Raw genomic sequence first — 22,696 nt, 5'->3', positions numbered from 1 at the left:
ATCGCACAATAGCTACCGTTCATCGCAGTTGATTCGTTCTTGCGGTGAGTTTCGCCATACCCGGGGGAACCTCCTTGCTAGCTTGCCCGTGACGCGCGTCCGTGCCACGGCAGCGCAGCAGCTCTCAAGGAGGAGATATGGGCAAGATTCCTGACCAGGCCGGACTCGTGGAAGAACTGGATCCTTCGCTCCCTCCTCCGGCTGTGGACGACGCCGTTCGCGAAGCGGAGGATCGCCGGTGGACTCCGGCCAAGATCGGCCTCTGGATCGCCATTTCGCTCCTGGGAGCCGTGGCGTGGTTCATGCTGGCACTGGTGCGCGGCGAAACCGTCAACGCCATATGGTTCGTTTTTGCCGCCGTGTGCACCTACCTGATCGGCTACCGCTTCTACTCCAAAGTCATTGAGCGTTACCTGCTCAAGCCGGACGATCGCCGCGCTACTCCTGCCGAATACAAAGCCGATGGCAAGGACTACGTCCGCACTGACAGGAACGTGTTGTTCGGCCACCACTTCGCCGCCATTGCCGGCGCCGGACCGCTGGTGGGACCAGTCATCGCGGCCCAGATGGGTTATCTTCCCGGCACTATCTGGATCATCATCGGCGTCGTTCTGGCAGGCGCCGTCCAGGACTACCTGGTGATGTTCTTCTCCATGCGGCGCGGTGGCCGTTCGCTCGGCCAGATGGCACGCGAGGAACTCGGCGTCATCGGCGGCACGGCAGCCCTGGTGGCCACGCTGCTCATCATGATCATCATCGTGGCAATCCTCGCCCTGGTTGTGGTCAACGCCCTCGGCGAGAGCCCCTGGGGCGTGTTCTCTGTAGGCATGACCATCCCCATCGCCTTGTTCATGGGCGTCTACCTCCGCTTTATCCGCCCGGGCAAGGTGATGGAGGTATCCATCATCGGCTTCGTGCTTCTGATGGCAGCCATCATTGGTGGCGGCGCCGTAGCCGGTACTGAGTGGGGTGCGGAATTCTTCCACCTGGACAAGGTCACCATTGCCTGGGGCATCATCATTTACGGTTTCATCGCCGCAATCCTGCCCGTTTGGCTCCTCCTGGCTCCGCGCGATTACCTCTCCACCTTCATGAAGATCGGCGTGATCGTGATGCTGGCGGTCGCCATCATCGTAGTGCGCCCGGAAATCACCGTCCCGGCCTTCAGCGAGTTCGCCGGCCGGGAGAACGGCCCAGTGTTCTCCGGCGCCCTCTTCCCGTTCCTGTTCGTCACCATCGCGTGTGGCGCCCTGTCCGGGTTCCACGCACTCATTTCCTCAGGAACAACGCCCAAGCTGATCGAGAAGGAGCGGCAGACCCGCTTCATCGGTTACGGCGGAATGTTGATGGAATCCTTCGTGGCCATCATGGCCTTGTTGGCTGCCATCTCGATCGACCGCGGTATCTACTTCGCCATGAACGCGCCTCTGGCGCTTACCGGGGGCACCGTGGAATCTGCAGCGCAGTGGGTGAACAGCCTTGGCCTGGCCAATGTGAACATCACCCCCGACGTGCTGGCACAGACCGCGAAGGACGTCGGCGAGGAAAGCATCATTTCCCGTTCCGGTGGCGCTCCTACGCTGGCAGTCGGTTTGGCGCACATCATGCAGCAGTTCATTGGCGGACCGGGAATGATGGCTTTCTGGTACCACTTCGCCATCATGTTCGAGGCTCTTTTCATCCTTACCGCAGTGGACGCGGGCACCCGTGTTGCCCGCTTCATGCTGCAGGATTCCATCGGCAACTTTGTTCCCAAGTTCAAGGAAGCCTCATGGCGGCCCGGTGCTTGGCTCTGCACCGCCATCATGGTGGGTGCCTGGGGTGCCGTGCTCCTGATGGGTGTCACGGATCCATTGGGTGGAATCAACACGCTCTTCCCGCTGTTCGGCATTGCCAACCAGCTGTTGGCAGCCATTGCGCTGGCAGTCTGCCTTGCCATCACGGCCAAACGTGGAGTATTCAAATGGCTCTGGATCGTCGCAGTTCCGCTGACTTTCGCCGCCGTCGTGACCATTACCGCCAGCTTCCACAAAATCTTCTCGCCGGTCCCGGCAGTGGGCTACTTCGCCAACAACCAGGCGTTCTCCAAGGCGCTGGCTGACGGCAAGACCGAGTTTGGCACGGCCAAGACCGTCGCAGCTATGGAAGCCGTGGTCCGCAACACCATGATCCAAGGGGTGCTTTCGGTGATCTTCGTGACCCTGAGCATCATCGTGATCGTCGCCGCCATACTGGCAACCATCAAGGCAATCCGCGCCGGCGGAGGCCAGGACCACGAAGACGCGGCTGTGCCTTCCAAGGTGTACGCGCCGGCCGGGTTGTTCCCGACGGCGGCAGAGAAGGCCTTGCTCGCAGAATGGAACGCCCTGCCTGCTGAGAAACGAACACAGAAGGCCGGCCACCCCTCATGAGCACCGTCCTTAAGGGCCTTCGGGGCTTCGCCACCTACATGGGCTCGCTCATGGGTGCGGATGCGTACCGGAAGTACCTTGAGCATTTTGAAGCTTCCGGCCATTCCGGTCCCGCCATGACTGAACGCGAGTTCTGGCGGGACCGGATGGACCGGCAGGACAACAACCCCCAAGGAAGGTGCTGCTGAGCCGGCATGCACAACGAAGTTTCGCTACGAACGAAGTCCAAAACCAAAGCTTGGACAACGGTTCGCATGAAGCACGTGAGAGTATGAACGAATGAGCGATCTGAACAACATTCAGCCCACGGATGAGGCTTCGGACGACACCCCCGTGGAGGGAACCACGCTGGACGAGGGCCTTGAGAAGCCCGAGGTACAGCAGCCTTTGGCGGAAGAGGTGGCGAAGGACGCCAAACCCAAGGGCGGCAATCTCCACGAACTCGTTGATGAGCCGGCCAAGGTGATGAGGATCGGCACCATGGTCAGGCAGCTCCTGGAAGAGGTGAAGTCCGCGCCTTTGGATGACGCTGCACGCGGTCGCCTTGCAGAGATTCATGAGCGTTCCATCAAGGAACTTGAAGACGGGCTGGCTCCGGAACTCATTGAGGAGCTGGAACGAATCAGTCTGCCTTTCCCTGACGAGAAGGCGCCTTCCGATGCGGAGCTTCGCATCGCGCAGGCCCAGCTGGTGGGTTGGCTGGAGGGACTGTTCCATGGCATTCAGGCCGCGATTGCCGCACAGCAGGCTGCCAAAGAGCACGCTGCGGCCCAGATGCAACTCCGCCAGCTCCCGCCTGGAACTGTCATCGCGCCGGGCATTGTGATCGGCGAGAACGGCCAACCGCAGCGAGCCGCAGCCCCGGGTGCTCCCGGCGCTGCTCCCCAGGGCCGCAGGGAAGACCCCGACCACGGTCCGGGTCAGTACCTCTGAGTTCGACCGTGGGTTTCTTTGGGGCCGTCCGGCAGGGGCGGAAGGATGATCTGGAGCTTGGAAAGGGGCTGTGGCGGCGTGCCCATGACCGTTTTCACCGGGGACTGGACCGCTACCACCAGGTCCTTGAGGGCGTCGATGATGAGCAGCTCTATAACGAACTCGTGCAGATAGCCAATGAACTTGCCGAATTATCATCACGGGTAAGGACCGTCTGCGTCGAGGCGCAGAAAAGGTCTCCCAGCGACGGTTTGGATGTCCCGGGAGGACTTGCAGGAGTGCACCGGGCTCTGTCCAAAGCGGGGAATTCCCTTGCCACCACGGCGGAAGCGGCGGCCATGTTGAGGCTGGCCGTGGGACCCGTTCCGGTGGGCGCGTTGTCAGTTCGGCGCCGGGCCGAATCCGTCTTCGAGCAGGTTGCCGACGCGGAGCGCCAGCTAGGGGCCTGAGCCGGCGAGGCGATGAATGCCGCGCGTTGGCAACTACCAGCGCGCGCGCTTATTCCTTGCATGCAAGAAGTTAAGCGCATAGCTGATCTGCGTAATATTCGGCGCTGTTGGTCACTGCTTGCTGGCAGGATGGCAAACATGACTTCGTCACCAACACTTACATTCAACGACGGCAACACCATCCCCCAGCTCGGCTACGGGGTGTGGCAAGTTGAAGACGATGTAGCCGAAAAGGTGGTGCGCCAAGCTTTCGAAGCCGGGTTCCGCCACATCGATACCGCCAAGATCTACGGCAACGAGGCAGGCGTCGGCCGTGCCATTGCCTCCTCCGGCCTTTCCCACGAGGAAATCTTCATCACCACCAAGCTGTGGAACGCCGATCAAGGCTACGAATCCACACTCGCGGCCTTCGAGGAGTCCATGGACCGTCTCGGCCTCGAGACCCTGGACCTGTACTTGATTCACTGGCAGCAGCCCAAGCAGGAAAAGTACGTCGACACCTGGAAGGCCCTGATCGAGCTCAAGAAGCGCGGCCGGGTCAAGTCCATCGGCGTCTCCAACTTCACCAAGGAAGGCCTGCAACACATCATCGATGAAACCGGTGTTGTTCCGGCCATCAACCAGGTTGAGCTGCACCCGTTCTTCAACCAGGCCGACCTTCGCGAATTCAATGCTTCCAAAGGCATCCTGACGCAGGCCTGGTCCCCGCTGGGTCAGGGCGGCGAACTGCTCGAAAGCGCCACCGTGGCTGAGATCGCCGCCAAGCACGATGCTACCCCGGCGCAGGTCATCATCGCCTGGCACCTGGCCATAGGCAACGTGGTGATCCCCAAGTCCGTCACCGAGTCCCGCATCCAGGAGAACTTCGCGGCTCTCAACGTCAAGCTGGACGCCACCGACGTCGAGGCCATCAACGGTCTGGATCGCGGCGCTGAAGGCCGCATCGGACCCGACCCGGCAGTCTCCGACTTCGCCTAACTCCCAAGCTTTGCCGCGGTGCCCCGTCCCTCTTTGGGGGCGGGGCACCTGCCGTTAACGCCCGACGACGGTACCTCGCCTTCGCAGCGGGCTAGCATCGACACATGACTACGCCCGTCCCCATCAACAGGCTGACCGCAGAGCGTCTTGCGGCAATTCCTGCGGGAACCGTTGCATTGCGGGATGCCCGTTCCGGAGCGACCCGTGATGTTGCGCTTGAGTCCTTCTCAATGGGAAGGACGCCGGTGACCAAGGCCGAATGGGATTCAGCGTTCGCCGGGAACCGGAGCCTGAACGGGAATGGGAGCCGCAATACCCCGGCGCACCCTGTGACCTGGTTCGACGCCATCAAATGGTGCAACCAAGCGTCCGGGGCTGCGGGCCTAACCCTCGCGTATTCAGTACAGGACCGCGACGTCGTCTGGCACTTGGATGCTGATGGCTTCCGGCTGCCGACAGAGGCCGAGTGGGAATGGTCCTGCCGTGCGGGAACCACCGGTCCGCGGTATGGAGAGCTCAAAGACATCGCGTGGACGGCGGCAGACCAGGTGGAAGGGCCTCAGCAGGTCGCGGGGAAGGCGCCCAACACATTTGGTCTCTTCGACATGATCGGCAACGTCTGGGAATGGTGCTGGGACTTTGCAGACACTGCCCGCTACGGCGACTATAGGAGCCTGCGGGGCGGTGGTTGGGCTGACCCTGGCTGGAGCTGCAGGGCGTCCGTCCGCCGCGGGAGCGCGCCGGACGCCGTGCTCGAAGACGTCGGGTTCCGGGTTGCCCGCGGGGCCGTTGGCACCTCCGGTGAGCAGGCGGCGCAAGGCTGGTCCGCCGTCGAGGACTGGCGACGGGCTCAAATCCGAGGGCCTTTGCCCATCGGGTGGACGCCGCACCGGGAGCTGCGGAAGCCCTAATGATCCAAGACTTAGTCCTGCGTTCCGGGTCCAAACAACTGTGGGCGCCCTAGGATGAGCCCATGGGGGACATTGAAGGGCCTGCATCAGGACTGCCAACGCCATTTTCCAACAAGCCTGCGCTGTACCGGCCGGCGGCAGAGGAAGCGGCTCCGGTCAAGCACCTTGCCGGTTACGGGCACTTCGTGCAGTTCTGCGGGAGCAGCGGAGTTCGGGGCGAGGAGCTGGCCTCCGACGCAGCCAAGCTGTTTGCCTACTTGCGGATCAACGTCCGCCGGATCTCGGATGACCCCAAGCTACGCAATGCCGCCGTGGTTTTCGTTGGCAACGTCATTGCGGCGATGCGCCCGGAAGCACACTGGAGGGTCTTGGCGGACGGATCCCGCGAGGCCGGAGGCCGCGGCATGATGATCGCGGTGGACCGTCTGTTTGACGGCCTGGCGGAGGTGGACGACGCAATGGTGGCCGGACTCGTTGCCGGTCTTGGGGAGTGGTCAGCTGACGAGCCGAGCGAATCTGCGCTTCCTGAGTTGCGTCCCGTTCCTGTGGGGCAAGCCCGTAGCACGTTTGTGCGGCCGGACCTTCCGTCGCGTGAGTATCGCGAGGTCGACGGCCAAGTGATCGTATACGGAAACAGATGGGGCGCCGATTCTCCTCCCGAAGACAGCTATAGCGTGCAAACCCACGTTGAACGCTTTGAAGGACTCCACCTGATAGCCCGCGCGCTTATTGAGTACCTGGAAAGCGTGTACGAGGTCGATGTCAGTTGGAATCCAGCCCACGCTGAGGACGTGTCCATGAACACCGGCGAGGTGTTCGAGGTGGCGCGACTGACACCCCGCGAGCCGCTGGCGGCGCCATTGACCTTCGCCTGGACCAGTTTTCCCGGTGTCGTGGTCCATGCGGGTGCACTGCACGACTTTCCGTTGGCCGTCCCCGACGGCTGGAGGCCATGGACACTCAGAAACTACCGGGGGAGCCAGCCACTGGACTGACCGCGCCGCTGATCTGGGGGACACTTGTGAAAATCGTGCTGTACGTTGTGTGGGCGCTGTTTGTGATCGCCGTGATATGGACACTTTTCCGCGCCATCAGAGACATGAAGCGCAGGGAGACGCTGGTTGCCAGGTGGTCAAAAGTCCTCGCGACTGTGACCGGTAACCGCTCGGGATGGACCAATGGTGCGGGCAACTCCTCCCGCAACCGCCGCTTCCGGCCGTACTACCAATACAGCGACGCCCGTGGTGACGTATATGGAGGAGAATCGGACGTCTCAACTGTCGCCGAAACCGAGCTCGGGTCCCCGCTGGCTGTAGCCTACAATCCGTCTGATCCGGCGGAGTCCTATCAGCTGGTGAGGCAGTCCAAGAAGCTGGTTGGTTGCCTGATTCCCGCCTTCGCAGTATTTGCTGCGAGCTCATTGTGGTTCATCGGGATTTACCCGGTGGGCTGACCCGAGGCAATAAAAAACCCCGCCGATTCAGCGAACCGGCGGGGCTTTTTCTCTGAGCTTCCTATCAGAATCGAACTGATGACCTTTTCATTACGAGTGAAACGCTCTACCGACTGAGCTAAGGAAGCACCGCGTTCACCAGGGTTTCCCGGGCGATCACGCAAGACATAACTGTAATAGAGGCACCGCACCCGGGTCAAAACGAGGGCGGTGGCGGCCGTTGCGGGGATGTTCACCCGAGCGTCGGGCCGGGTTCAGGCGGTGGTTTCCCGGCAGCCGGAAGCTGGGGAATCAACTGTGGTGGGATTCAGCCGCCATGCACACAAATTGAAGGAGCCGCTCCATGACCGGGGACGCATTGAACGGGGACGAAATCAGCAGGGACGCCAGCCACACACCCAATCGGCTGAGGCTCGCCGTGGTGGACATGGTGGGCACCACCATCACCGATGATGGCCGCACAGAGCGGGCCATCTCCAGGGCCCTTGTGGAACACGGCATCGAACCGGGCACCAGCAAGTTCGAGAGCATGCTCGGCTATGCCCGGGACACCATGGGCTTCTCCAAACTGACCGTTTTCAGCCACCTTTTCGACGACCCGGCAGTGGCCGAAAGCGCCAACAAGGTTTTCGAGAACAGCTACGACGAACTCATCGCAGATGGCGGGGTCCGCGCCATTGCAGGGGCGGAGGACGCAATCCTGTGGATGCGGGAGTCCGGAATGCAGATTTGCTTGGCCACGGGATTTGGTCGGCACACGCAGAACATGGTGCTGGAATCCCTCGGGTGGATGGGCCTTGCGGACCTCAGCCTGTGCCCAGCTGATGCCGGACGCGGCCGGCCCTACCCGGACATGATCCTGACGGCCGTGCTCGCCCTGGATCTCGACGATGTGCGTGAGGTGGCAGTGGTGGGCGATACCAGTTCGGACATGCTGTCCGGGGTCCGTTCCGGTGCATCCCTCGTGGCCGGCGTCCTGACGGGCTCCCACTCGGAGGCGACGCTACGCGCGGCCGGAGCCACCGTCGTCGTGGATTCCATCAAGCAGCTCCCGCTCCTGGTGGAGAAGCGGGAAGCCCGGCATCTCTAGCACTTGAGGCCGTCCTGCGGCAGCTTGCCGTCTACGAAGTAGTCGTCGACGGCGGTGCTGACGCACGAGTTAGCGCGGCCGTAGGCTGTGTGCCCCTCACCTTCCCACGTTACGAGCGAAGCATTCTCCAACTGCTTGCGCAGGGACTGGGACCACTCAATCGGGGTGGCCGGATCACCGGTTGTACCGACCACCACAATGGGGGCAGATCCGTTGTACTCCACCGGTGCAGGGGTGCGGGTGCTGGGGTAGGGCCAGTCCTTGCACGTGACACCGCCATAAGCGAAGAAGGCACCGAACGTGGGGGAGTCCTGCAAGAGGCGGATTTCCTCGGCCCTCATGCCGGCAGTATCTGTCACCATCGGGTAGTCCAGGCAGTTGATGGCTTGGAACGCGAAAGCGGAGTTGGAGCTGTACGTGCCGTTGGGCTCGCGGTCTGCGCCAAGGTCGGCGAGCCTCATCATTTGCGAGACGTCACCGGAGAATGCGCTCTCCAACGCCTGGGTCAAGGCCGGCCAGCTTTGGTCATTGTAGAGGGGCAGGATGAGGCCATTGACGAAGTCATTGGCTGTGACCAAACGGCCGTCCTTGGCGGTCTGCGGATTCTGGTCCACGGCATTGATGAGGTCACGGATTTCCTGCACACCGTTGTCCACGGAACCGCTCAGGGGACACTGTTGCTGTCCCTGGCAGCTGGCCACATAAGTGCCCAGGGCCTTCTCGAAGGCCCGCGCCTGCCCGGCCGTCAGTTCCTCGTTGCTGATGGCCGGGTCAACGGCTCCGTCAAGTACCACGCGGCCCACGTTGTCCGGGAAGAGCGAAGCATAAGTGGATCCCAGGAACGTGCCATAGGAGAAGCCCAGGTAGTTAAGTTTGGCATCGTTGGCCACGGCGCGCAGGACGTCCAGGTCCTTGGCAGAACTCACGGTGTCGATGTGTCCCAGAACATCACCGGTCTGCTGGGCGCACTGCTCAGCGAATGCTTTGTTGAACGCCAGGGCGGCAGCCAATCCTTCGTCAGTGTTCTTTCGGAACACCTTTTCGCGGGCAGCGTCACGTTCGGCGTCGGTCATGCACGTCACCGGAGCGGAGCGACCCACTCCACGAGGATCAAAACCGATCACATCGTAGTTGGCCCGCAACTTCTCAGTGAAGTGGGTGTTGCCGGCATCCTTGATGAAATCCACGCCGGAGCCACCAGGTCCGCCCGGGTTTATCAGGATGGATCCCTGCTTGTTGCCGGTGCTGGGCAACTTGATCACGGAAAGCGTGATGTCCCCGGCCGCCGGATTGGCGTAGTCCTTAGGCACCTGGACCTTGCCGCAGTGAAGACCGTCCTCACAAGAGCTCCACTCCACGGACTGTGAGTAGAACTTTTCCAAACCTTCCGGAGCCGAGGCCGCGATGGATGGATCCACCGTGCTGGTGGACGGCTTGGCCGTGGGAGTTGGCAGGAAAGGGACGGTGCACGCGCTGAGTACCAGCATGGAAGCAAGGGCAACGAACAGCGCCGCAAAGCCACCACGGGATCCCCGCCGTGCAACACCCCGGCTTGCCGAACCACCACCCGCATCAAGCTGGGCAGACCGGTCCCTTGAAGGGGTACCGGCGGACCGGCGGGGTGCGGACTTCATGCATTCTCCTATTGCTGGATGAGGCTGGTGGCCATGGACTCGACCGCCAACAGCGGCGCTACGTTGGTGGTGGTAATTCGGACACGGGCTTTGTTGATGGCGTCCATTCGGGCCAAGGTGGTTTCCGGCGTTGAATGGCGCGCGTATTCTTCCAATTCGCTCTTGAGTTCAACGTTGACCAGTTCCACGGCGTTCCCCAGCTGAATGATCAGGACATCCCGGTAGAAGGACAGCAGATCCGTCAGCGTGCGGTCCAGCGAGTCTGTGATGGAGCGCTTGGCGCGCCGTTTCTGGTCATCCTCAAGCTGCTTGACCTGGCTGCGCATGGATGGGGGGAGCGTACCGGATTCCGGCGCGCCGAGGCTCGCCAGTAGTGCAATCTTCTCTGCGGCATCGCGTTCGTCGTTGGAACTGTTGGCTTCTTCGGTGGCGATCCTGACCAACTTTTCAGCCATCATCACCGCAGCGGTGACACCCCGTAGACCAAGCGGGATACGAACGGTATCCAACCGACGTTGCCGGGCATCGGCGTCGCGGGCCAATCGGCGGGCTATCCCTATATGGCTTTGCGCCGCACGCGCGGCACGGTCCGCGAGTTGTCGTTCGACGCCGTCGCGCCTCACCAAAAGGTCAGCGACGTCGGAGGCCGGCGGCAGGCGCAGGCTCACCGGGCGGCATCGCGAGCGGATGGTGACCAGGACGTCGGCGGGAGAGGGGGCACACAGCATCCAGATGGTCCTGGGAGTGGGTTCCTCGATGGCTTTCAGCAGTACGTTGGTGGTGCGCTCGGCCATGCGGTCAGCGTCTTCGACCACGATGATCCGCCACCGTCCCGTGGCGGGGCGGTCACCTGCCTTGGAGACGAGTTCGCGGGCTTCGTCGATGGTAATGGTGACCTTTTCGGTGCGTACGAACGTCACATCCGAGTGCGTCTCACCGAGGATTGTGTGGCAGGCCGCGCATTCGCCGCAGCCACGCATGGTGACGTCGTCCTGCTCGCAGTTCAAGGCGGCGGCGAAGGCCTTGGCTGCGTTGGAACGGCCGGATCCCGGCGGTCCAGTGAAGAGCCACGCGTGGGTGAGGCCTGTACCGCCCTGTGCCGCCTGCTTGAGCTGGGCAACCACGGGCGCCTGCCCTTGGAGGTCGTCCCAGACGCTCACGGACGCTCGCCTGAAGTAGGTTCGCCCACTACCGGCACGCCGTTATCTACGAGCAGCGACTCCACCCGCTCCAGAATCCGGGCGGCCAGTGTTTCAATGTCCGCACTCGCGGGCAGCACCAGATAGCTGGAGGGTGCGGCCGCGGCGAGGTCCAGGAAAGCGTGCCGGATGGCGGAATGAAACTCGTCGGGCTCGGACTCCAGCCTGTCCTCGGTGGCGTCCCCGGCGGTCCGGCGTTGGCGGCCGTCGGAGGGGTCGACGTCGAGCAGTACCGTCAGGTCCGGATGCAGGCCTTCGGTAGCCCACTCGTTGAGCGACAAAACGCCTTCGGCGCCGAGGCCGCGGCCCGTACCTTGGTAGGCAACGGAAGAATCGATGTAGCGGTCCGTGATGACAACGGTTCCGTCGGCCAGCGCGGGCCGGATCACCTGGCTGGCATGGGCGGCGCGGGCTGCGGCGAACATAAGGGCCTCGGTCCGGGGATCAATGGTGCCGTGCCCGTGGTCCAGGACCAGGGAACGCAGTTTCTCGCCAATGGGGGTGCCCCCTGGTTCGCGGGTGCGCAGCACGGAAAGGCCCCGTGACTCGAGGGCGCCGGAGAGCCGGGCGGCCTGGGTGGACTTGCCCGCTCCGTCCCCGCCTTCGAAGGCGATGAAAAGGCCTGGGCTCTTGATACTCACTGGACTAGCCTACCGATCACCGGCATGCGAGACGCCTTTTATCCACAGCATTGCCCGCGACTACGCTGAATCCATGAGCCTCTCCGATCAGCACGCCGCCGATTTGTCTCCGGAAACCGTCGTAGTTGCAGTCGGCCGCCCGGACCGCGCCCATGACGAGCCGGTGAACCCGCCCATCGTCCTGTCCTCCACATACTTCGGAACAGGCTCATTAGGCGAGGGAGACCGCGGTTACGGGCGCTACGCGAACCCCACGTGGGATCCCTTCGAGGACGCGTTGGCCAAACTGGAAGGCGCCACCCTGCCGGGGCTGCTTTATGCCTCCGGATTGGCAGCGGTCAGCTCAGCGTTGTCGCTGGTTCCCGCCGGCGGTGTAGTGGTGATGCCCTCCCACAGTTACGCAGGGTCCTTGGTCATGGCCACTGAACTGGCAGGGAAGGGTTTCCTTGAACTTCGCACCGTAGACATCACGGACACGGACGCCGTGAAGGCGCTCATCAGCCCTGAAAACGGCAAGAAGGCGGACCTGCTCTGGCTGGAAAGCCCCACCAACCCCATGCTTGGCATCGCCGATGTCCGTGCGCTCACTGAGGCTGCGCACGCAGTCGGCGCAATCGTGGTCACGGACAATACCTTTTCCACGCCTTTGGTGCAGCAGCCCCTCAGCCTGGGTTCCGACGTCGTGCTCCACTCGGTGACCAAGTACCTGGCCGGCCATTCGGACGTTGTTCTTGGAGCCTTGGTGACGTCCAACCCTGAACTGCGCGCCACCCTGCTCCACCACCGGATCATCCACGGCGGCATCGCCGGACCGTTTGAGGCCTGGCTGGCGCTGCGCGGTCTGCGTACCCTGGCGCTGCGGATCGAGCGCTCCCAGGCGTCTGCTGCGACGCTGGCTGAACGCCTCAGCAGCCACCCTCGCGTGGAAGCCATCCGCTTCCCCGGGCTCCCCACGGATCCGGGCCACGAGCGTGCAAAGACGCAGATGAAGGGTTTCGGTTCCATCCTCTGCATCCAGATCGCCGGCGATGAACAGCGCAGCGGTGCCGATGCTGCGGACGAATTGGTCCGCGCCTTGCAGCTGTGGCTGCCTGCAACATCCCTTGGCGGGGTCGAGTCACTGATTGAACGCCGACGCCGGCACACAGCCGAGCCGCTCAGCGTTCCGGAGAATCTGGTCCGGTTGAGCGTCGGGATCGAGAACGTGGAAGACCTCTGGTCCGACCTTGAGCAAGCACTGAAGTCGCTGGACGGTTAGGCTAAAGGGCGTGGACGGAAAAATTTTGATCGCTTACGTTACCAGCGGGGTTTACTTCATCCTGGGCCTGGTAGCCCTTGCGTTGGAACTGTGGGCTTTCGCGGACTGCCTGCGCCATAAGCCGACGCTCTTCGTCGCGGCCTCCAAACGCACCAAGACGTTCTGGTTGGCACTCACCGGCGTGGCACTGGCGATCGGCGCCCTGACGGTCCTCACGGGCGGCAGCGGCCTTGGTCTGTTCGGCATCGCGGCGGTCACCGCAGCCTGCGTGTACCTTGCCGATGTCCGTCCCGCCCTGCGCGAGGCCGGCAGCGGTGGCAACCGCAACGTCGGTCCCTACGGCCCCTGGTAAAGAACCCTACTTCGGCGCAACCGCGTCCCACGCAACCGTAACTTCACCCAAGCGCCACCGTGCGGGACCATCCTGAAGCGGCCACCCGGCGTCGCGCAGTGAACGGCACATGCCCGTCCACCGTTGACGGTTTCCGAACGACGCCAGGGGCGCTGCGTCCAGCCACGCCTTATCCATGGCCTGCAGGAAGGCATGGATCGGTTCACCCGGGACATTCCTGTGAATCAGGGCTTTGGGTAGCCGCTCTGCCACCTCGGATGGCAGCTCGAAACTGCCGAACCGTACTGAAAAACTGAGGCTCAACGGACGCTCGGCGTCCAAAGCCACCCACGTGACGCGCCGGCCGATTTCATCGCAGGTGCCATCAATGAATAAACCGCCGGATGCCAGGCGCGACTGCACCAGCCGCCAGATCCCGGCAACGTCCGCTTCCTCGTATTGCCGCAGCACGTTGAAGGCCCGCACCAACACCGGGTCACCGGGTACAGGGATTTCGAAACCTCCCACGTGAAAGCTCAGCCCGGGCCGTTCAAGTGCTTTTGCAGTCCGTACCCGCTCCGGTTCAATCTCGATACCGCAGACCCTGACGTCCGCCCTCACAGCCTTCAGCCGTTCGAAAAGCTCGACGGCGGTGGTCGGTGAGGCGCCATAGCCAAGGTCCACGACAAGGGGGTCGACGGCGGTGCGCAGCCGCCATGCCTGCGGGCCAGCCAGCCAGCGGTCCAGGCGGCGCATGCGATTCGGATTGGTGGTGCCCCGGGTGATGTTGCCAACAGGCTTTCCACCCCGACTGCGGGGAGAGCCCACCCGTTCCGCTTTTTGCACCACGGCCTCCACTTTATCCTGCAACGCGGGGTCACTTATGGCCCCTTCAAAGGCTCCGAAAGGGCCAAAAGTGACCCCGCGTTGCTCTTCGTAACGCCGGGCAGGGCACGTAACTGCTCAGCTAGGATAAAAACCATGACTTACAAGCTGATTCTGCTGCGCCATGGCCACAGCGAATGGAACGCCAAGAACCTGTTCACCGGTTGGGTGGACGTTGACCTGAACGATCAAGGCCGCGAAGAAGCAGTCCGCGGTGGGGAACTCCTGGTTGAGAACGACATCCTGCCGGACGTCCTTTACACCTCGCTCCTGAAGCGTGCCATCAACACCGCCAACATGGCCCTGGACAAGGCCGACCGCGGCTGGATCCCGGTCAAGCGCGACTGGCGCCTGAACGAGCGCCACTACGGCGCACTGCAGGGCAAGGACAAGGCCCAGACCTTGGCCGAGTTCGGCGAAGAGCAGTTCATGGAATGGCGTCGGAGCTATGACACCCCGCCGCCGCCCCTCTCCGATGACAGCGAGTTCTCCCAGGCCCACGACGTCCGCTACAAGGATCTCGGCGACGCCCTGCCGCGCACCGAATGCCTCAAGGATGTCCTGGTCCGCCTGCTCCCTTACTGGGAATCGGACATCAAGGAAGACCTCAAGGCCGGCAAGACCGTCCTGGTCACCGCCCACGGCAACTCGCTGCGGGCGCTCGTGAAGCACCTGGACGGCATCAGCGACGACGCCATCGCCGGGCTCAACATCCCCACGGGCATCCCGCTGGTGTACCAACTGGACGAGGACTTCCAGCCCATCAACCCCGGTGGAACCTACCTGGACCCCGACGCAGCAGCACAGGCCATCCTGGCTGTGGCCAACCAGGGCAAAAAATAAAGCTTGACGAGATCACGACGGCGGGGGGGGGGAGGGGGGGGGGGGGGGGGGGGGNNCCCTCCCCCCCCCCCCCCGCCGTCGTATGTTCTGAGAAGTAGGAGCTAGAAGCCTTCAGGCTGCCATTCGCCCGTCACCAGGTAGGTGACCTTGCGGGCAACGGAGACGCCGTGATCGGCGAAGCGCTCGAAGTAGCGGCTGGCGAGGGCGACATCCACGGTGGTGGAAGGGCTTTCGTTCCACTCGGGGGAGGCGATCGCCTTGAAGACGCTGAGGTGGAGGTCGTCCACGGCGATGTTGATCTTGAGGATGTCCCGGGCAACTTCAAGGTCGCGGGTCTCAAGGAGCTCGATGACCTTCGCGGTGATGTCGATGTCGTGCTGGGCCATGGCCTTGAAGGTCTGGGTCAGCGAAGCGGGGATAACGGTGGCCGGGTAGCGCAGGCGCGCCAGCTGGGCTACGTGGCGGGCGAGGTCGCCCATGCGTTCCAGCGACGCGCTCATGCGCAGCGAACCCACAATCATGCGGAGGTCGCTCGCAACAGGGCCCTGCAAGGCAAGGATGTCGATGGCACGCTCGTCCAAGCTGTTCTGCAGGAAGTCGATGCGTGCGTCTGCCGCGATGACGTCCTGGGCAAGATCCACGTCGGCGCCTTCGAAGGAAGTAGTAGCCTTCGTGATTGCTTCATGAACCAGCTTGGAGATCTCGATGAGGTCGTCACCTACCTGGGTGAGCTCCTCCTGAAAAACCTTGCGCACTAAGGCGTCCTTTCCTTGGAAATCCGGTTCCCATGATGGGGGTCGGATTTCAAAACCATTGACAGTCCAACCAGTAACTGTGTCAGGGGCCAATGAACTGTTCGGCTCCTTTAGATGAACGTTAGTTGAACCGTCCGCGTTTGGCGCCGGATCACTGCTTGCCCGTCTTTCCACAGCATAAGCTGGACACGTGGATCCATTGCTCATAGGTGTCGTCGCAGGTCTCGTAGGCCTGTCTTTGGGCGTCTTTGGCATGCTCGCATTCAGGATCAGCGAGCGGCAACGCAGCATTGTGGACCTGGACGTGACTGAGCCCCTGCTTCCTGAGGGTGCAGCGGAAGTCCTGGCCGTCGTCGGGCGTGCCTTTGTTGTAGTGGACGCGATCGACGGCGTTGTCCGTGCAAGTCCCGCAGCGTATGCCTACGGCCTGGTGCGCGGCCACACAGTAGTGCATAAGCAACTCCTGGATATGACTGCGAAGGTCCGCCGCGACGGCGTGATCCTGGAGGAGCAGTACGAACTGCCGCGTGGACCTCTGGGCAAGGGCACCATTGTGGTCCAGGTCCGGGCAGCCATGCTTGGGTGGGAATACATCGTGCTCCTGGCCGACGACCGCACGGAGATCACCCGCACCGAAGAGATCCGCAACGACTTCGTGGCCAACGTGTCCCACGAACTCAAAACCCCCGTCGGCGCAATCTCGCTCCTGGCCGAGGCCTTGGAAGCGTCGCCCGACGACGAAGAAGCGGTGCGCAGGTTCGCCAAGCGCATGCATAAGGAATCCGGCCGCCTGGCCGCCTTGGTTCAAGACATTATTGAACTGTCCCGCCTGCAGGGGGCCAACGTTGCCCAACAGGGTCACCCGGTTGATATCAATACGGTGATCACCGAGGCCGTGGACCGCTCGCAGCTGCCGGCCGAAAGCAAGAACATCCAGATCGTAGTGGGTGGCCACTCCGAGTCGCTGGTCTTCGGTGACCGGGACCTCCTGGTGACGGCCCTGCGCAACCTTATCGACAACGCCATCCGCTATTCACCCGAGAACACACGGGTGGGGGTGGGGGTCCGGACGCGCGAGGGCGTCGTTGCCATCTCTGTCACGGACCAGGGCGAGGGCCTGACTCCGGAGGACCAGGAGCGCGTGTTCGAACGTTTCTACCGGGTGGATGCGGCACGGTCCCGGCACACCGGCGGCACGGGCCTCGGACTCAGCATAGTCAAGCACGTCGTGTCCAATCACGGCGGTGAGGTGACCGTTTGGTCCCAGCCCGGTCAGGGGTCCACTTTCACTATCCGACTGCCCGAGATGGAAGGCCAGGACGACGACGCCGGCCTTCCGACTCCCGCTGCGTCGTCCGAACTTCCGGCGGCTGCTGCCGCCGTCGAACCTCATCACGCGATTCAACAACCACGTCACGTGAATCACCAAGGGGGCGCCAGTGGTGCCCAAGAGCAAGGAGCAAGCGCTTGAGCCGCATTTTGATAGTGGAGGACGAAGAGTCCTTCAGCGACCCCCTGTCCTATCTCCTGGGCAAAGAGGGTTTTGACGTCGAGGTAGTGGACAACGGTAGCGACGCCTTGGTGGAATTTGACCGGAACGGTGCCGACCTCGTCCTCCTGGACCTGCAGTTGCCCGGAACGCCGGGCACCGAAGTGTGCCGGCAGCTCCGCCAGCGCTCCAGCGTCCCCGTCATCATGCTGACGGCCAAGGATTCGGAAATTGACAAGGTGGTTGGCCTGGAACTTGGCGCAGATGACTATGTGACCAAGCCATATTCCTCCCGCGAGCTCGTGGCCCGCGTCCGTGCCGTGCTGCGTCGGCAGGGCGAACCTGAGGAACTCATCACCTCCACAGTGCAGGCCGGTCCCGTCCGCATGGACATAGAGCGCCATGTGGTGAGCGTCAACGGCGAGCAGGTTTCCTTGCCGCTGAAGGAGTTCGAGCTGTTGGAGATGCTCCTCCGGAACTCGGGCCGCGTGCTGACGCGTGGCCAGTTGATCGACCGGGTGTGGGGTTCTGACTATGTGGGGGATACCAAGACCCTTGATGTCCACGTGAAGCGGCTTCGCAGCAAGATCGAACCCGATCCGTCCGCGCCGCGTTACCTGGTGACCGTGCGGGGCCTCGGGTACAAGTTCGAGCCGTAAGATTTGCCGGGGGCGACGCGCATATTCGTTGGCGCCACGGAAAGCGTCTGACGACGCTCGGATTTGGGTGTCGCCAGCCTTTCAGAGTGGCCGGGGCGAAAGAGGGTGTCCGGGCCGGCTAGTGGCCGGCGGCCGGAGCCTCCGCAGTAGTAGCCGTAGAGGTCGACGTCGGTGTTGCCGTAGGGCTTGACGTGGTCGGCAGGTACTTGGCGTACTCGGGGAGCGTGCCGTCAACCACCGGCACGTTGACTGTGGCGGAGTCTGATCCACTTCGGATGGTGATCGGGGTCAGCCCGCCAGGGATGACACCCGCAGTGCTGAGGATCGCCGCATCGGCGGTGTCGTTCAGGTACGTCTCGGAGTTGGCCTTGACCGGAATCTCGGTCTGGGCGCCGTTGGCACCACTCATGGTGAGCGTGGCGTCGGTAGCGGAGCTGTTGAAGACGGCGCCGATGACGCGGCCGGGCTCATTCTCGCCCGAGGCAACAATCAGGATGTTGCGCAACTGCAGGGAACCGAGATCAGCTTTGATCCCGTCCGATGCCGAGTATTGGTGGGTAGTCTGCTGGGCGTTGACGAATCCACAGCCGGTGACGGACAGAAGACCGACGCCGATTGCAGCCGCCGCAATTGCCAGCTTGCCGCGCTGGACAGGGTTCATCGCAGTATTGCGCACGACACCTACTCCTCAAGAGTCATTGGAACACTTTTCAGCCATAGCCTATCGGCAAACCCCCCGAAATACGGATTCGGTAAGGCTATGTGGCGCCACCAACGGGGGAGATCTTGCTCCCACGTGGCTTGCCCGAAGCATCTTTCGCGGAATACGTCAAGACCTTGGAGGAAGTCGTTTAAGGCCGTGTTCCCTTTATTGGCGCGGCAGAAGGCCCTGTCTGATGCCAGTCGTATGCCTTAATCGTGATAGACTGATCTGCGGGAAAGGGGAAAGTCCACATGGTTTTTGAGGTCGGCGAGACAGTAGTTTACCCTCACCACGGTGCAGCAAAAATTGAGGAAATCAAGATGCGCACCATCAAGGGCGAAGAGAAGATGTATCTCAAGCTCAAGGTGGCTCAGGGTGATCTGACCATTGAAGTTCCAGCAGAGAACGTTGACCTTGTTGGGGTCCGGGACGTAGTGGGCAAAGAAGGCTTGGAGCACGTGTTCGACGTTCTCCGCGCCGAGTTCACTGAAGAGCCTACCAACTGGTCGCGTCGTTACAAGGCGAACCTGGAGAAGCTTGCTTCAGGCGATGTCATCAAGGTGGCAGAGGTCGTTCGCGATCTTTGGCGTCGTGATCACGATCGCGGCCTTTCCGCAGGTGAGAAGCGGATGCTGGCCAAGGCGCGGCAGATTCTGATTTCAGAACTGGCCCTGGCTGAGAAGACAGACGAAGAGAAGGCTGCAAGCGTTCTCGACGAGGTCTTGGCTTCCTAAGAATTGAACCCGGTGGTGCGAAAGCGCCGCCGGGTTTCTTTTTGCCACGATCCTGCCGCGGCGTCGCGGAATTACCCGGTATGTGGGTATTCTCTGCACATTCCGCATAATCTTGGGCCCATGAGTATTCCTTCCAAGCGCGCCGTTACGGCCGTGATCGTGGTTGCTGCCGGCTCCGGTGAACGCCTCGGCTACGGCATGCCCAAGGCCCAGGTTCCGCTGGGCGGCGAAACCATCCTGATGCATGCACTCCGTGGTGTGGTCGCCTCTGATGTGGCGCGCCAAATCTGCGTCGCAGTGCCCAGAGGAGACACGGCCCTGCGCGAGTCGATCTCCGAGTTCACCATTGACCTGGTGGATGGCGGCCCGGAAATCTCAGTGGTCGACGGCGGTTCCTCCCGCGCTGATTCGGTCCGTGCCGCCATGGCTGCGCTGGAGGAAGGAACCGAGCTGGTCCTGGTCCACGACGCCGCACGTGCCCTGACCCCGGAGCGCGTTTTCCAGCGCGTATCGGACGCCTTGGCCTGCGGTGCGAAGGCTGTCATTCCCACCATGCCGGTAGTGGACACCATCAAGACGGTTGCCGAAACGAACGGCTCAGACTCCTCTATCGCCCCGGAAGTCGTCACAGGTACGGCTCCCCGCGAACAGCTCCGTGCCGTGCAGACCCCTCAGGGTTTCGAATTGGACGTGCTGCGCAGGGCGCATGAAGCTGCAGGACTCTTCGACGACAAGCAGTCGGCAGCCGTTACTGACGACGCCATGTTGGTGGAGCTCCTCGGTGTTCCGGTCCACGCCGTCCGCGGAGCCAGCCAATCCCTCAAGATCACCACGCCCCTGGACCTCATCATTGCCGAGGGCTTGCTGGAAGGCCCGCTGGGAATTCGTTGGGTGGAAGGCTGATGACAACGAACATGGTCCTTCCACGCACCGGTATCGGCATAGATGTCCACGCATTTGCTCCGGAAGATGATCCTCAGCCGCTTTGGTTGGGCGGGCTGTTCTGGGAAGGGGAGCAAGGACTTTCAGGCCATTCCGACGGCGACTGCGTAGCCCACGCCGCTGCCGACGCCCTTTTTTCCGCCTGTGGAATCGGTGACCTGGGCACACACTTCGGCACCGACCGCCCCGAGTTCGCGGGAGCCTCGGGAGTCAAGCTCCTCGGTGAAGCGGCCCGCATCGTGCGCGCGGCAGGCTTCGGGATCGGCAACGTCGCAGTGCAGTTCGTGGCCAACCGTCCCAAGTTCGGACCGCGCCGGGAAGAGTCCCAGCGGGTGCTGAGCGAAGCCGCCGGGGCGCCGGTCAGTGTCACGGCAACCACCAGCGACGGACTTGGTTTCACTGGCCGCGGCGAAGGGATCTCCGCCGTTGCCACAGCCCTCGTGTACCGGGTTTCCGATCATGAAGAGCCGGCAACCGAGCCTGGTCCCGCGAAAGGTGCTCCACATGGTTAAGCCGTGCGCCGGCGTCGTGCGTTCCGCTGTGGTGACAGCAGGCCTGGCCGCGTCGCTGCTGTTGAGCGGTTGCAGCGGGACCCAAACGATGGATGTGGCTGCCAGCTGCGAGTTCCTGAACAACGACACCTTCAAGCCGGACGGCAACCAGCAGCAGCAGTCCAAACAGATCGCCGGGCATTATCACGAGATCGCCGGCAAACTGGCTCCGGAGATCGGCAATCCCATCAAGGAGATGGCTGCGATCATGGACGAAGCGGCGGCTTCATCCCTCGGGGCAGCTACCCAGGACCAGCAAGAGAAGCTCAAGGTTCAGTTCAACAAGATCGGCGAATACTGCAAGTAGGCAGGTCACGCCGCGTCATCGGCTAATCTGGAGCGGTGACCCTGCGCTTCTATGACACCGCCTCCGCCGAAGTCCGCGACTTCGTTCCCCTCGAAGACGGCAAGGCCAGCGTGTACTACTGCGGGGCCACCGTCCAAGGAATGCCGCACGTGGGCCACGTCAGGTCTGCCATCGCCTTTGACCAACTGACGCGTTGGCTCGAGTTCAGAGGCCTCCGCGTTACCGTGGTGCGCAACGTGACGGACATCGACGACAAGATCCTGGCAAAGTCTGCGCAGTCGTTCGGCCCGGACTGGGATGCCGAGCCCTCGGCACGCCAAGCCGAAGAGTGGTGGGCGTTGGCGTACCGCTACGAGCAGGAATTCGAGTATGCCTACGAATCCCTCGGCGTCCAACGGCCAACGTATGAACCCCGCGCCACCGGCCACATCCCGGAAATGCACGCGCTCATCCAGCGCCTCATCGACCGCGGCCATGCCTACCCCGCACTGGATGATTCCGGCGACGTCTACTTCGACGTCCGTTCCTGGAGCAAGTACGGCTCGCTGACGCGGCAAAATATTGATGACATGCAGGGAGCGCCCGACGCCGACCCTCGGGGCAAGCGCGATCCCCGCGACTTCGCGCTGTGGAAGGGTTTCAAGGAAGGCGAGCCTGTTACCGCCAAGTGGGAGTCGCCTTGGGGTGCCGGGCGTCCCGGATGGCACCTGGAGTGCTCCGCCATGGTTACCAAGTACCTTGGCCCGCGGTTTGATATCCACGGTGGAGGACTGGACCTTCGCTTCCCGCACCACGAGAACGAGATGGCCCAGTCCCAGGCAGCGGGCGACGAGTTCGCCAACTTCTGGATGCACAACGGCATGGTCACCTACGAGGGCGAAAAGATGTCCAAATCCATTGGCAACACGGTGAGCCCGGCCGAGATGCTTGAGCTCGCCTCGCCGCGCGTGGTTCGCTACTACCTCGGCCAGGCGCACTACCGCTCCGTCCTGGACTACCGGCCCACCTCGCTGCAGGAGGCCGCTGCCGCCGTGGAGCGCATTGACGGGTTCATCCACAAGGCATCTGCGAAGGTGGGCACGGAAGCCTCTGACGTTTCCCCGCAAGCGAACATGCCCGCTGCTTTCATCGCGGCCATGGACGACGACCTCAACGTGCCCCAAGCCCTCGGTGTGCTGCACGAAACCGTGCGGGCAGGAAACACGGCCCTGGCTTCAGGCGACGCGGACAGTGCGAAGACCGCTCTCTACAGCGTGTTGTCCATGACCGAAGTCCTTGGGCTGGATTCGGTGAAACGTCCGGAAGCTGTACAGGGCCGCGAGCACGCCGCCCTGGAAGTGTTGATTGAAGCCCAACTCGAAGCCCGCGCTGCCGCCAGGGCCAACAAGGACTGGGCCGCATCCGATGCGATCCGCGACACTCTCGCCGCTGCTGGCGTCGTCGTCGAAGATGGTGCCGAGGGCGCCACCTGGAGCCTTAAACGCGACTGACATACCGGCGCGACGGCCGAATTGCATCGGGTCAGTAGACTTGATTCCAG

At 62.7% G+C, this 22,696-nt stretch carries 25 protein-coding genes and 1 tRNA gene; 19 read left to right on the top strand and 7 right to left on the bottom strand.

What is annotated here, in order from left to right; genetic code table 11:
* Positions 1-137: 137 nt before the first annotated feature.
* The 8 genes from ACLRGI_RS13505 (at position 138) to ACLRGI_RS13470 (ending at position 7,135) form a co-directional block, all read left to right on the top strand.
* Positions 138-2,411 (top strand): carbon starvation CstA family protein, encoded by a 2,274-nt coding sequence (locus ACLRGI_RS13505; RefSeq protein WP_419202155.1) that lies wholly within the window; start codon positions 138-140, stop codon positions 2,409-2,411.
* Positions 2,408-2,599 (top strand): YbdD/YjiX family protein, encoded by a 192-nt coding sequence (locus tag ACLRGI_RS13500; RefSeq protein ID WP_419202154.1) that lies wholly within the window; start codon positions 2,408-2,410, stop codon positions 2,597-2,599. Before ACLRGI_RS13505 ends, ACLRGI_RS13500 begins: the two co-directional genes overlap by 4 nt.
* 91 nt (positions 2,600-2,690) lie before the next feature.
* A complete protein-coding gene (locus tag ACLRGI_RS13495) occupies positions 2,691-3,344 on the top strand; it encodes a bacterial proteasome activator family protein (protein ID WP_419202153.1) in 654 nt (217 codons plus the stop codon).
* An 8-nt stretch (positions 3,345-3,352) separates the two neighbouring features.
* Positions 3,353-3,793 carry a hypothetical protein gene (locus ACLRGI_RS13490; protein ID WP_419202152.1) on the top strand — a complete coding sequence of 147 codons (441 nt, stop codon included), beginning with the start codon at positions 3,353-3,355 and terminating at the stop codon, positions 3,791-3,793.
* A gap of 138 nt (positions 3,794-3,931) precedes the next feature.
* Positions 3,932-4,771: an aldo/keto reductase gene (locus ACLRGI_RS13485; protein WP_419202151.1), complete on the top strand. Its 840-nt coding sequence runs from the start codon at positions 3,932-3,934 to the stop codon at positions 4,769-4,771.
* Positions 4,772-4,875: 104 nt separating this feature from the next.
* Entirely contained in the window at positions 4,876-5,682 is an 807-nt protein-coding gene (locus ACLRGI_RS13480; RefSeq protein WP_419202150.1) for a formylglycine-generating enzyme family protein, read from the top strand.
* Positions 5,683-5,744: 62 nt separating this feature from the next.
* On the top strand, positions 5,745-6,677 hold the full coding sequence (locus ACLRGI_RS13475; RefSeq protein WP_419202149.1) for a DUF6226 family protein: 933 nt from the start codon (positions 5,745-5,747) through the stop codon (positions 6,675-6,677).
* The gene (locus tag ACLRGI_RS13470; RefSeq protein ID WP_419202148.1) at positions 6,635-7,135 is read left to right on the top strand and encodes a DUF3592 domain-containing protein; all 501 of its coding nucleotides are present in this window, start codon (positions 6,635-6,637) and stop codon (positions 7,133-7,135) included. Before ACLRGI_RS13475 ends, ACLRGI_RS13470 begins: the two co-directional genes overlap by 43 nt.
* Positions 7,136-7,190: 55 nt before the next feature.
* Here ACLRGI_RS13470 and ACLRGI_RS13465 read toward each other — a convergent pair.
* Positions 7,191-7,263, bottom strand: a tRNA-Thr gene (locus ACLRGI_RS13465).
* 215 nt (positions 7,264-7,478) lie between these two features.
* Between ACLRGI_RS13465 and ACLRGI_RS13460 the strand changes: the two genes are divergently transcribed.
* Positions 7,479-8,225, top strand: coding sequence for an HAD family hydrolase (locus ACLRGI_RS13460; protein WP_419202147.1), 747 nt, complete (start codon positions 7,479-7,481; stop codon positions 8,223-8,225).
* On the opposite strand, the gene ACLRGI_RS13455 is transcribed toward ACLRGI_RS13460, so the two are convergent.
* Genes ACLRGI_RS13455 through tmk form a run of 3 tightly spaced genes read right to left on the bottom strand, consistent with a single transcriptional unit; the run spans position 8,222 to position 11,699 of the window.
* Positions 8,222-9,859 (bottom strand): alpha/beta hydrolase, encoded by a 1,638-nt coding sequence (locus ACLRGI_RS13455; protein ID WP_419202146.1) that lies wholly within the window; start codon positions 9,857-9,859, stop codon positions 8,222-8,224. The two genes, ACLRGI_RS13460 and ACLRGI_RS13455, sit on opposite strands and share 4 nt — an antisense overlap.
* 8 nt (positions 9,860-9,867) lie before the next feature.
* Positions 9,868-11,019: a DNA polymerase III subunit delta' gene (locus ACLRGI_RS13450; RefSeq protein ID WP_419202145.1), complete on the bottom strand. Its 1,152-nt coding sequence runs from the start codon at positions 11,017-11,019 to the stop codon at positions 9,868-9,870.
* Positions 11,016-11,699, bottom strand: a complete 684-nt coding sequence (tmk, locus tag ACLRGI_RS13445) for a dTMP kinase (protein ID WP_419202144.1) — start codon at positions 11,697-11,699, stop codon at positions 11,016-11,018. The genes ACLRGI_RS13450 and tmk overlap by 4 nt, the downstream gene beginning before the upstream one ends.
* Before the next feature lie 73 nt (positions 11,700-11,772).
* Here tmk and ACLRGI_RS13440 point away from each other — a divergent pair, with 73 nt between their 5' ends.
* On the top strand, positions 11,773-12,957 hold the full coding sequence (locus ACLRGI_RS13440) for a trans-sulfuration enzyme family protein (protein WP_419202143.1): 1,185 nt from the start codon (positions 11,773-11,775) through the stop codon (positions 12,955-12,957).
* Between the two features lie 10 nt (positions 12,958-12,967).
* Positions 12,968-13,309: a DUF2516 family protein gene (locus tag ACLRGI_RS13435; RefSeq protein WP_419202142.1), complete on the top strand. Its 342-nt coding sequence runs from the start codon at positions 12,968-12,970 to the stop codon at positions 13,307-13,309.
* A gap of 6 nt (positions 13,310-13,315) precedes the next feature.
* Here the strand turns inward: ACLRGI_RS13435 and ACLRGI_RS13430 are convergent, their stop codons facing one another.
* A complete protein-coding gene (locus tag ACLRGI_RS13430) occupies positions 13,316-14,137 on the bottom strand; it encodes a class I SAM-dependent methyltransferase (RefSeq protein ID WP_419202141.1) in 822 nt (273 codons plus the stop codon).
* A 132-nt stretch (positions 14,138-14,269) separates the two neighbouring features.
* Between ACLRGI_RS13430 and ACLRGI_RS13425 the strand changes: the two genes are divergently transcribed.
* The gene (locus tag ACLRGI_RS13425) at positions 14,270-15,016 is read left to right on the top strand and encodes a phosphoglyceromutase (RefSeq protein WP_419202140.1); all 747 of its coding nucleotides are present in this window, start codon (positions 14,270-14,272) and stop codon (positions 15,014-15,016) included.
* A gap of 101 nt (positions 15,017-15,117) precedes the next feature.
* On the opposite strand, the gene phoU is transcribed toward ACLRGI_RS13425, so the two are convergent.
* Positions 15,118-15,771 (bottom strand): phosphate signaling complex protein PhoU, encoded by a 654-nt coding sequence (gene phoU / locus ACLRGI_RS13420; RefSeq protein ID WP_419202139.1) that lies wholly within the window; start codon positions 15,769-15,771, stop codon positions 15,118-15,120.
* A gap of 199 nt (positions 15,772-15,970) precedes the next feature.
* Here phoU and ACLRGI_RS13415 point away from each other — a divergent pair, with 199 nt between their 5' ends.
* Together ACLRGI_RS13415 and ACLRGI_RS13410 are read left to right on the top strand one after the other, a co-directional pair.
* Entirely contained in the window at positions 15,971-17,242 is a 1,272-nt protein-coding gene (locus ACLRGI_RS13415) for a sensor histidine kinase (RefSeq protein ID WP_419202203.1), read from the top strand.
* Positions 17,239-17,919: a winged helix-turn-helix domain-containing protein gene (locus ACLRGI_RS13410; RefSeq protein WP_020608526.1), complete on the top strand. Its 681-nt coding sequence runs from the start codon at positions 17,239-17,241 to the stop codon at positions 17,917-17,919. Before ACLRGI_RS13415 ends, ACLRGI_RS13410 begins: the two co-directional genes overlap by 4 nt.
* Before the next feature lie 118 nt (positions 17,920-18,037).
* Here the strand turns inward: ACLRGI_RS13410 and ACLRGI_RS13405 are convergent, their stop codons facing one another.
* On the bottom strand, positions 18,038-18,580 hold the full coding sequence (locus ACLRGI_RS13405) for a hypothetical protein (protein ID WP_419202202.1): 543 nt from the start codon (positions 18,578-18,580) through the stop codon (positions 18,038-18,040).
* Positions 18,581-18,873: 293 nt separating this feature from the next.
* Between ACLRGI_RS13405 and ACLRGI_RS13400 the strand changes: the two genes are divergently transcribed.
* From ACLRGI_RS13400 to cysS, 5 genes are all read left to right on the top strand, one after another.
* Positions 18,874-19,356 carry a CarD family transcriptional regulator gene (locus tag ACLRGI_RS13400; protein WP_011690592.1) on the top strand — a complete coding sequence of 161 codons (483 nt, stop codon included), beginning with the start codon at positions 18,874-18,876 and terminating at the stop codon, positions 19,354-19,356.
* Between the two features lie 120 nt (positions 19,357-19,476).
* Complete coding sequence (ispD, locus tag ACLRGI_RS13395) at positions 19,477-20,259, top strand: 2-C-methyl-D-erythritol 4-phosphate cytidylyltransferase (protein WP_419202138.1); 783 nt, start codon at positions 19,477-19,479, stop codon at positions 20,257-20,259.
* Positions 20,259-20,810, top strand: a complete 552-nt coding sequence (gene ispF, locus ACLRGI_RS13390; RefSeq protein ID WP_419202137.1) for a 2-C-methyl-D-erythritol 2,4-cyclodiphosphate synthase — start codon at positions 20,259-20,261, stop codon at positions 20,808-20,810. The genes ispD and ispF overlap by 1 nt, the downstream gene beginning before the upstream one ends.
* Positions 20,803-21,156, top strand: a complete 354-nt coding sequence (locus ACLRGI_RS13385; RefSeq protein WP_419202136.1) for a hypothetical protein — start codon at positions 20,803-20,805, stop codon at positions 21,154-21,156. The genes ispF and ACLRGI_RS13385 overlap by 8 nt, the downstream gene beginning before the upstream one ends.
* Positions 21,157-21,191: 35 nt before the next feature.
* Complete coding sequence (cysS, locus tag ACLRGI_RS13380; protein ID WP_419202135.1) at positions 21,192-22,646, top strand: cysteine--tRNA ligase; 1,455 nt, start codon at positions 21,192-21,194, stop codon at positions 22,644-22,646.
* Positions 22,647-22,696: the final 50 nt, after the last annotated feature.

The organism is Paenarthrobacter sp. PPS72 (genome assembly GCF_048537125.1).
Taxonomy (GTDB): domain Bacteria; phylum Actinomycetota; class Actinomycetes; order Actinomycetales; family Micrococcaceae; genus Arthrobacter; species Arthrobacter nitroguajacolicus_E.
This window is presented reverse-complemented; position numbering and strand designations above follow the sequence as displayed.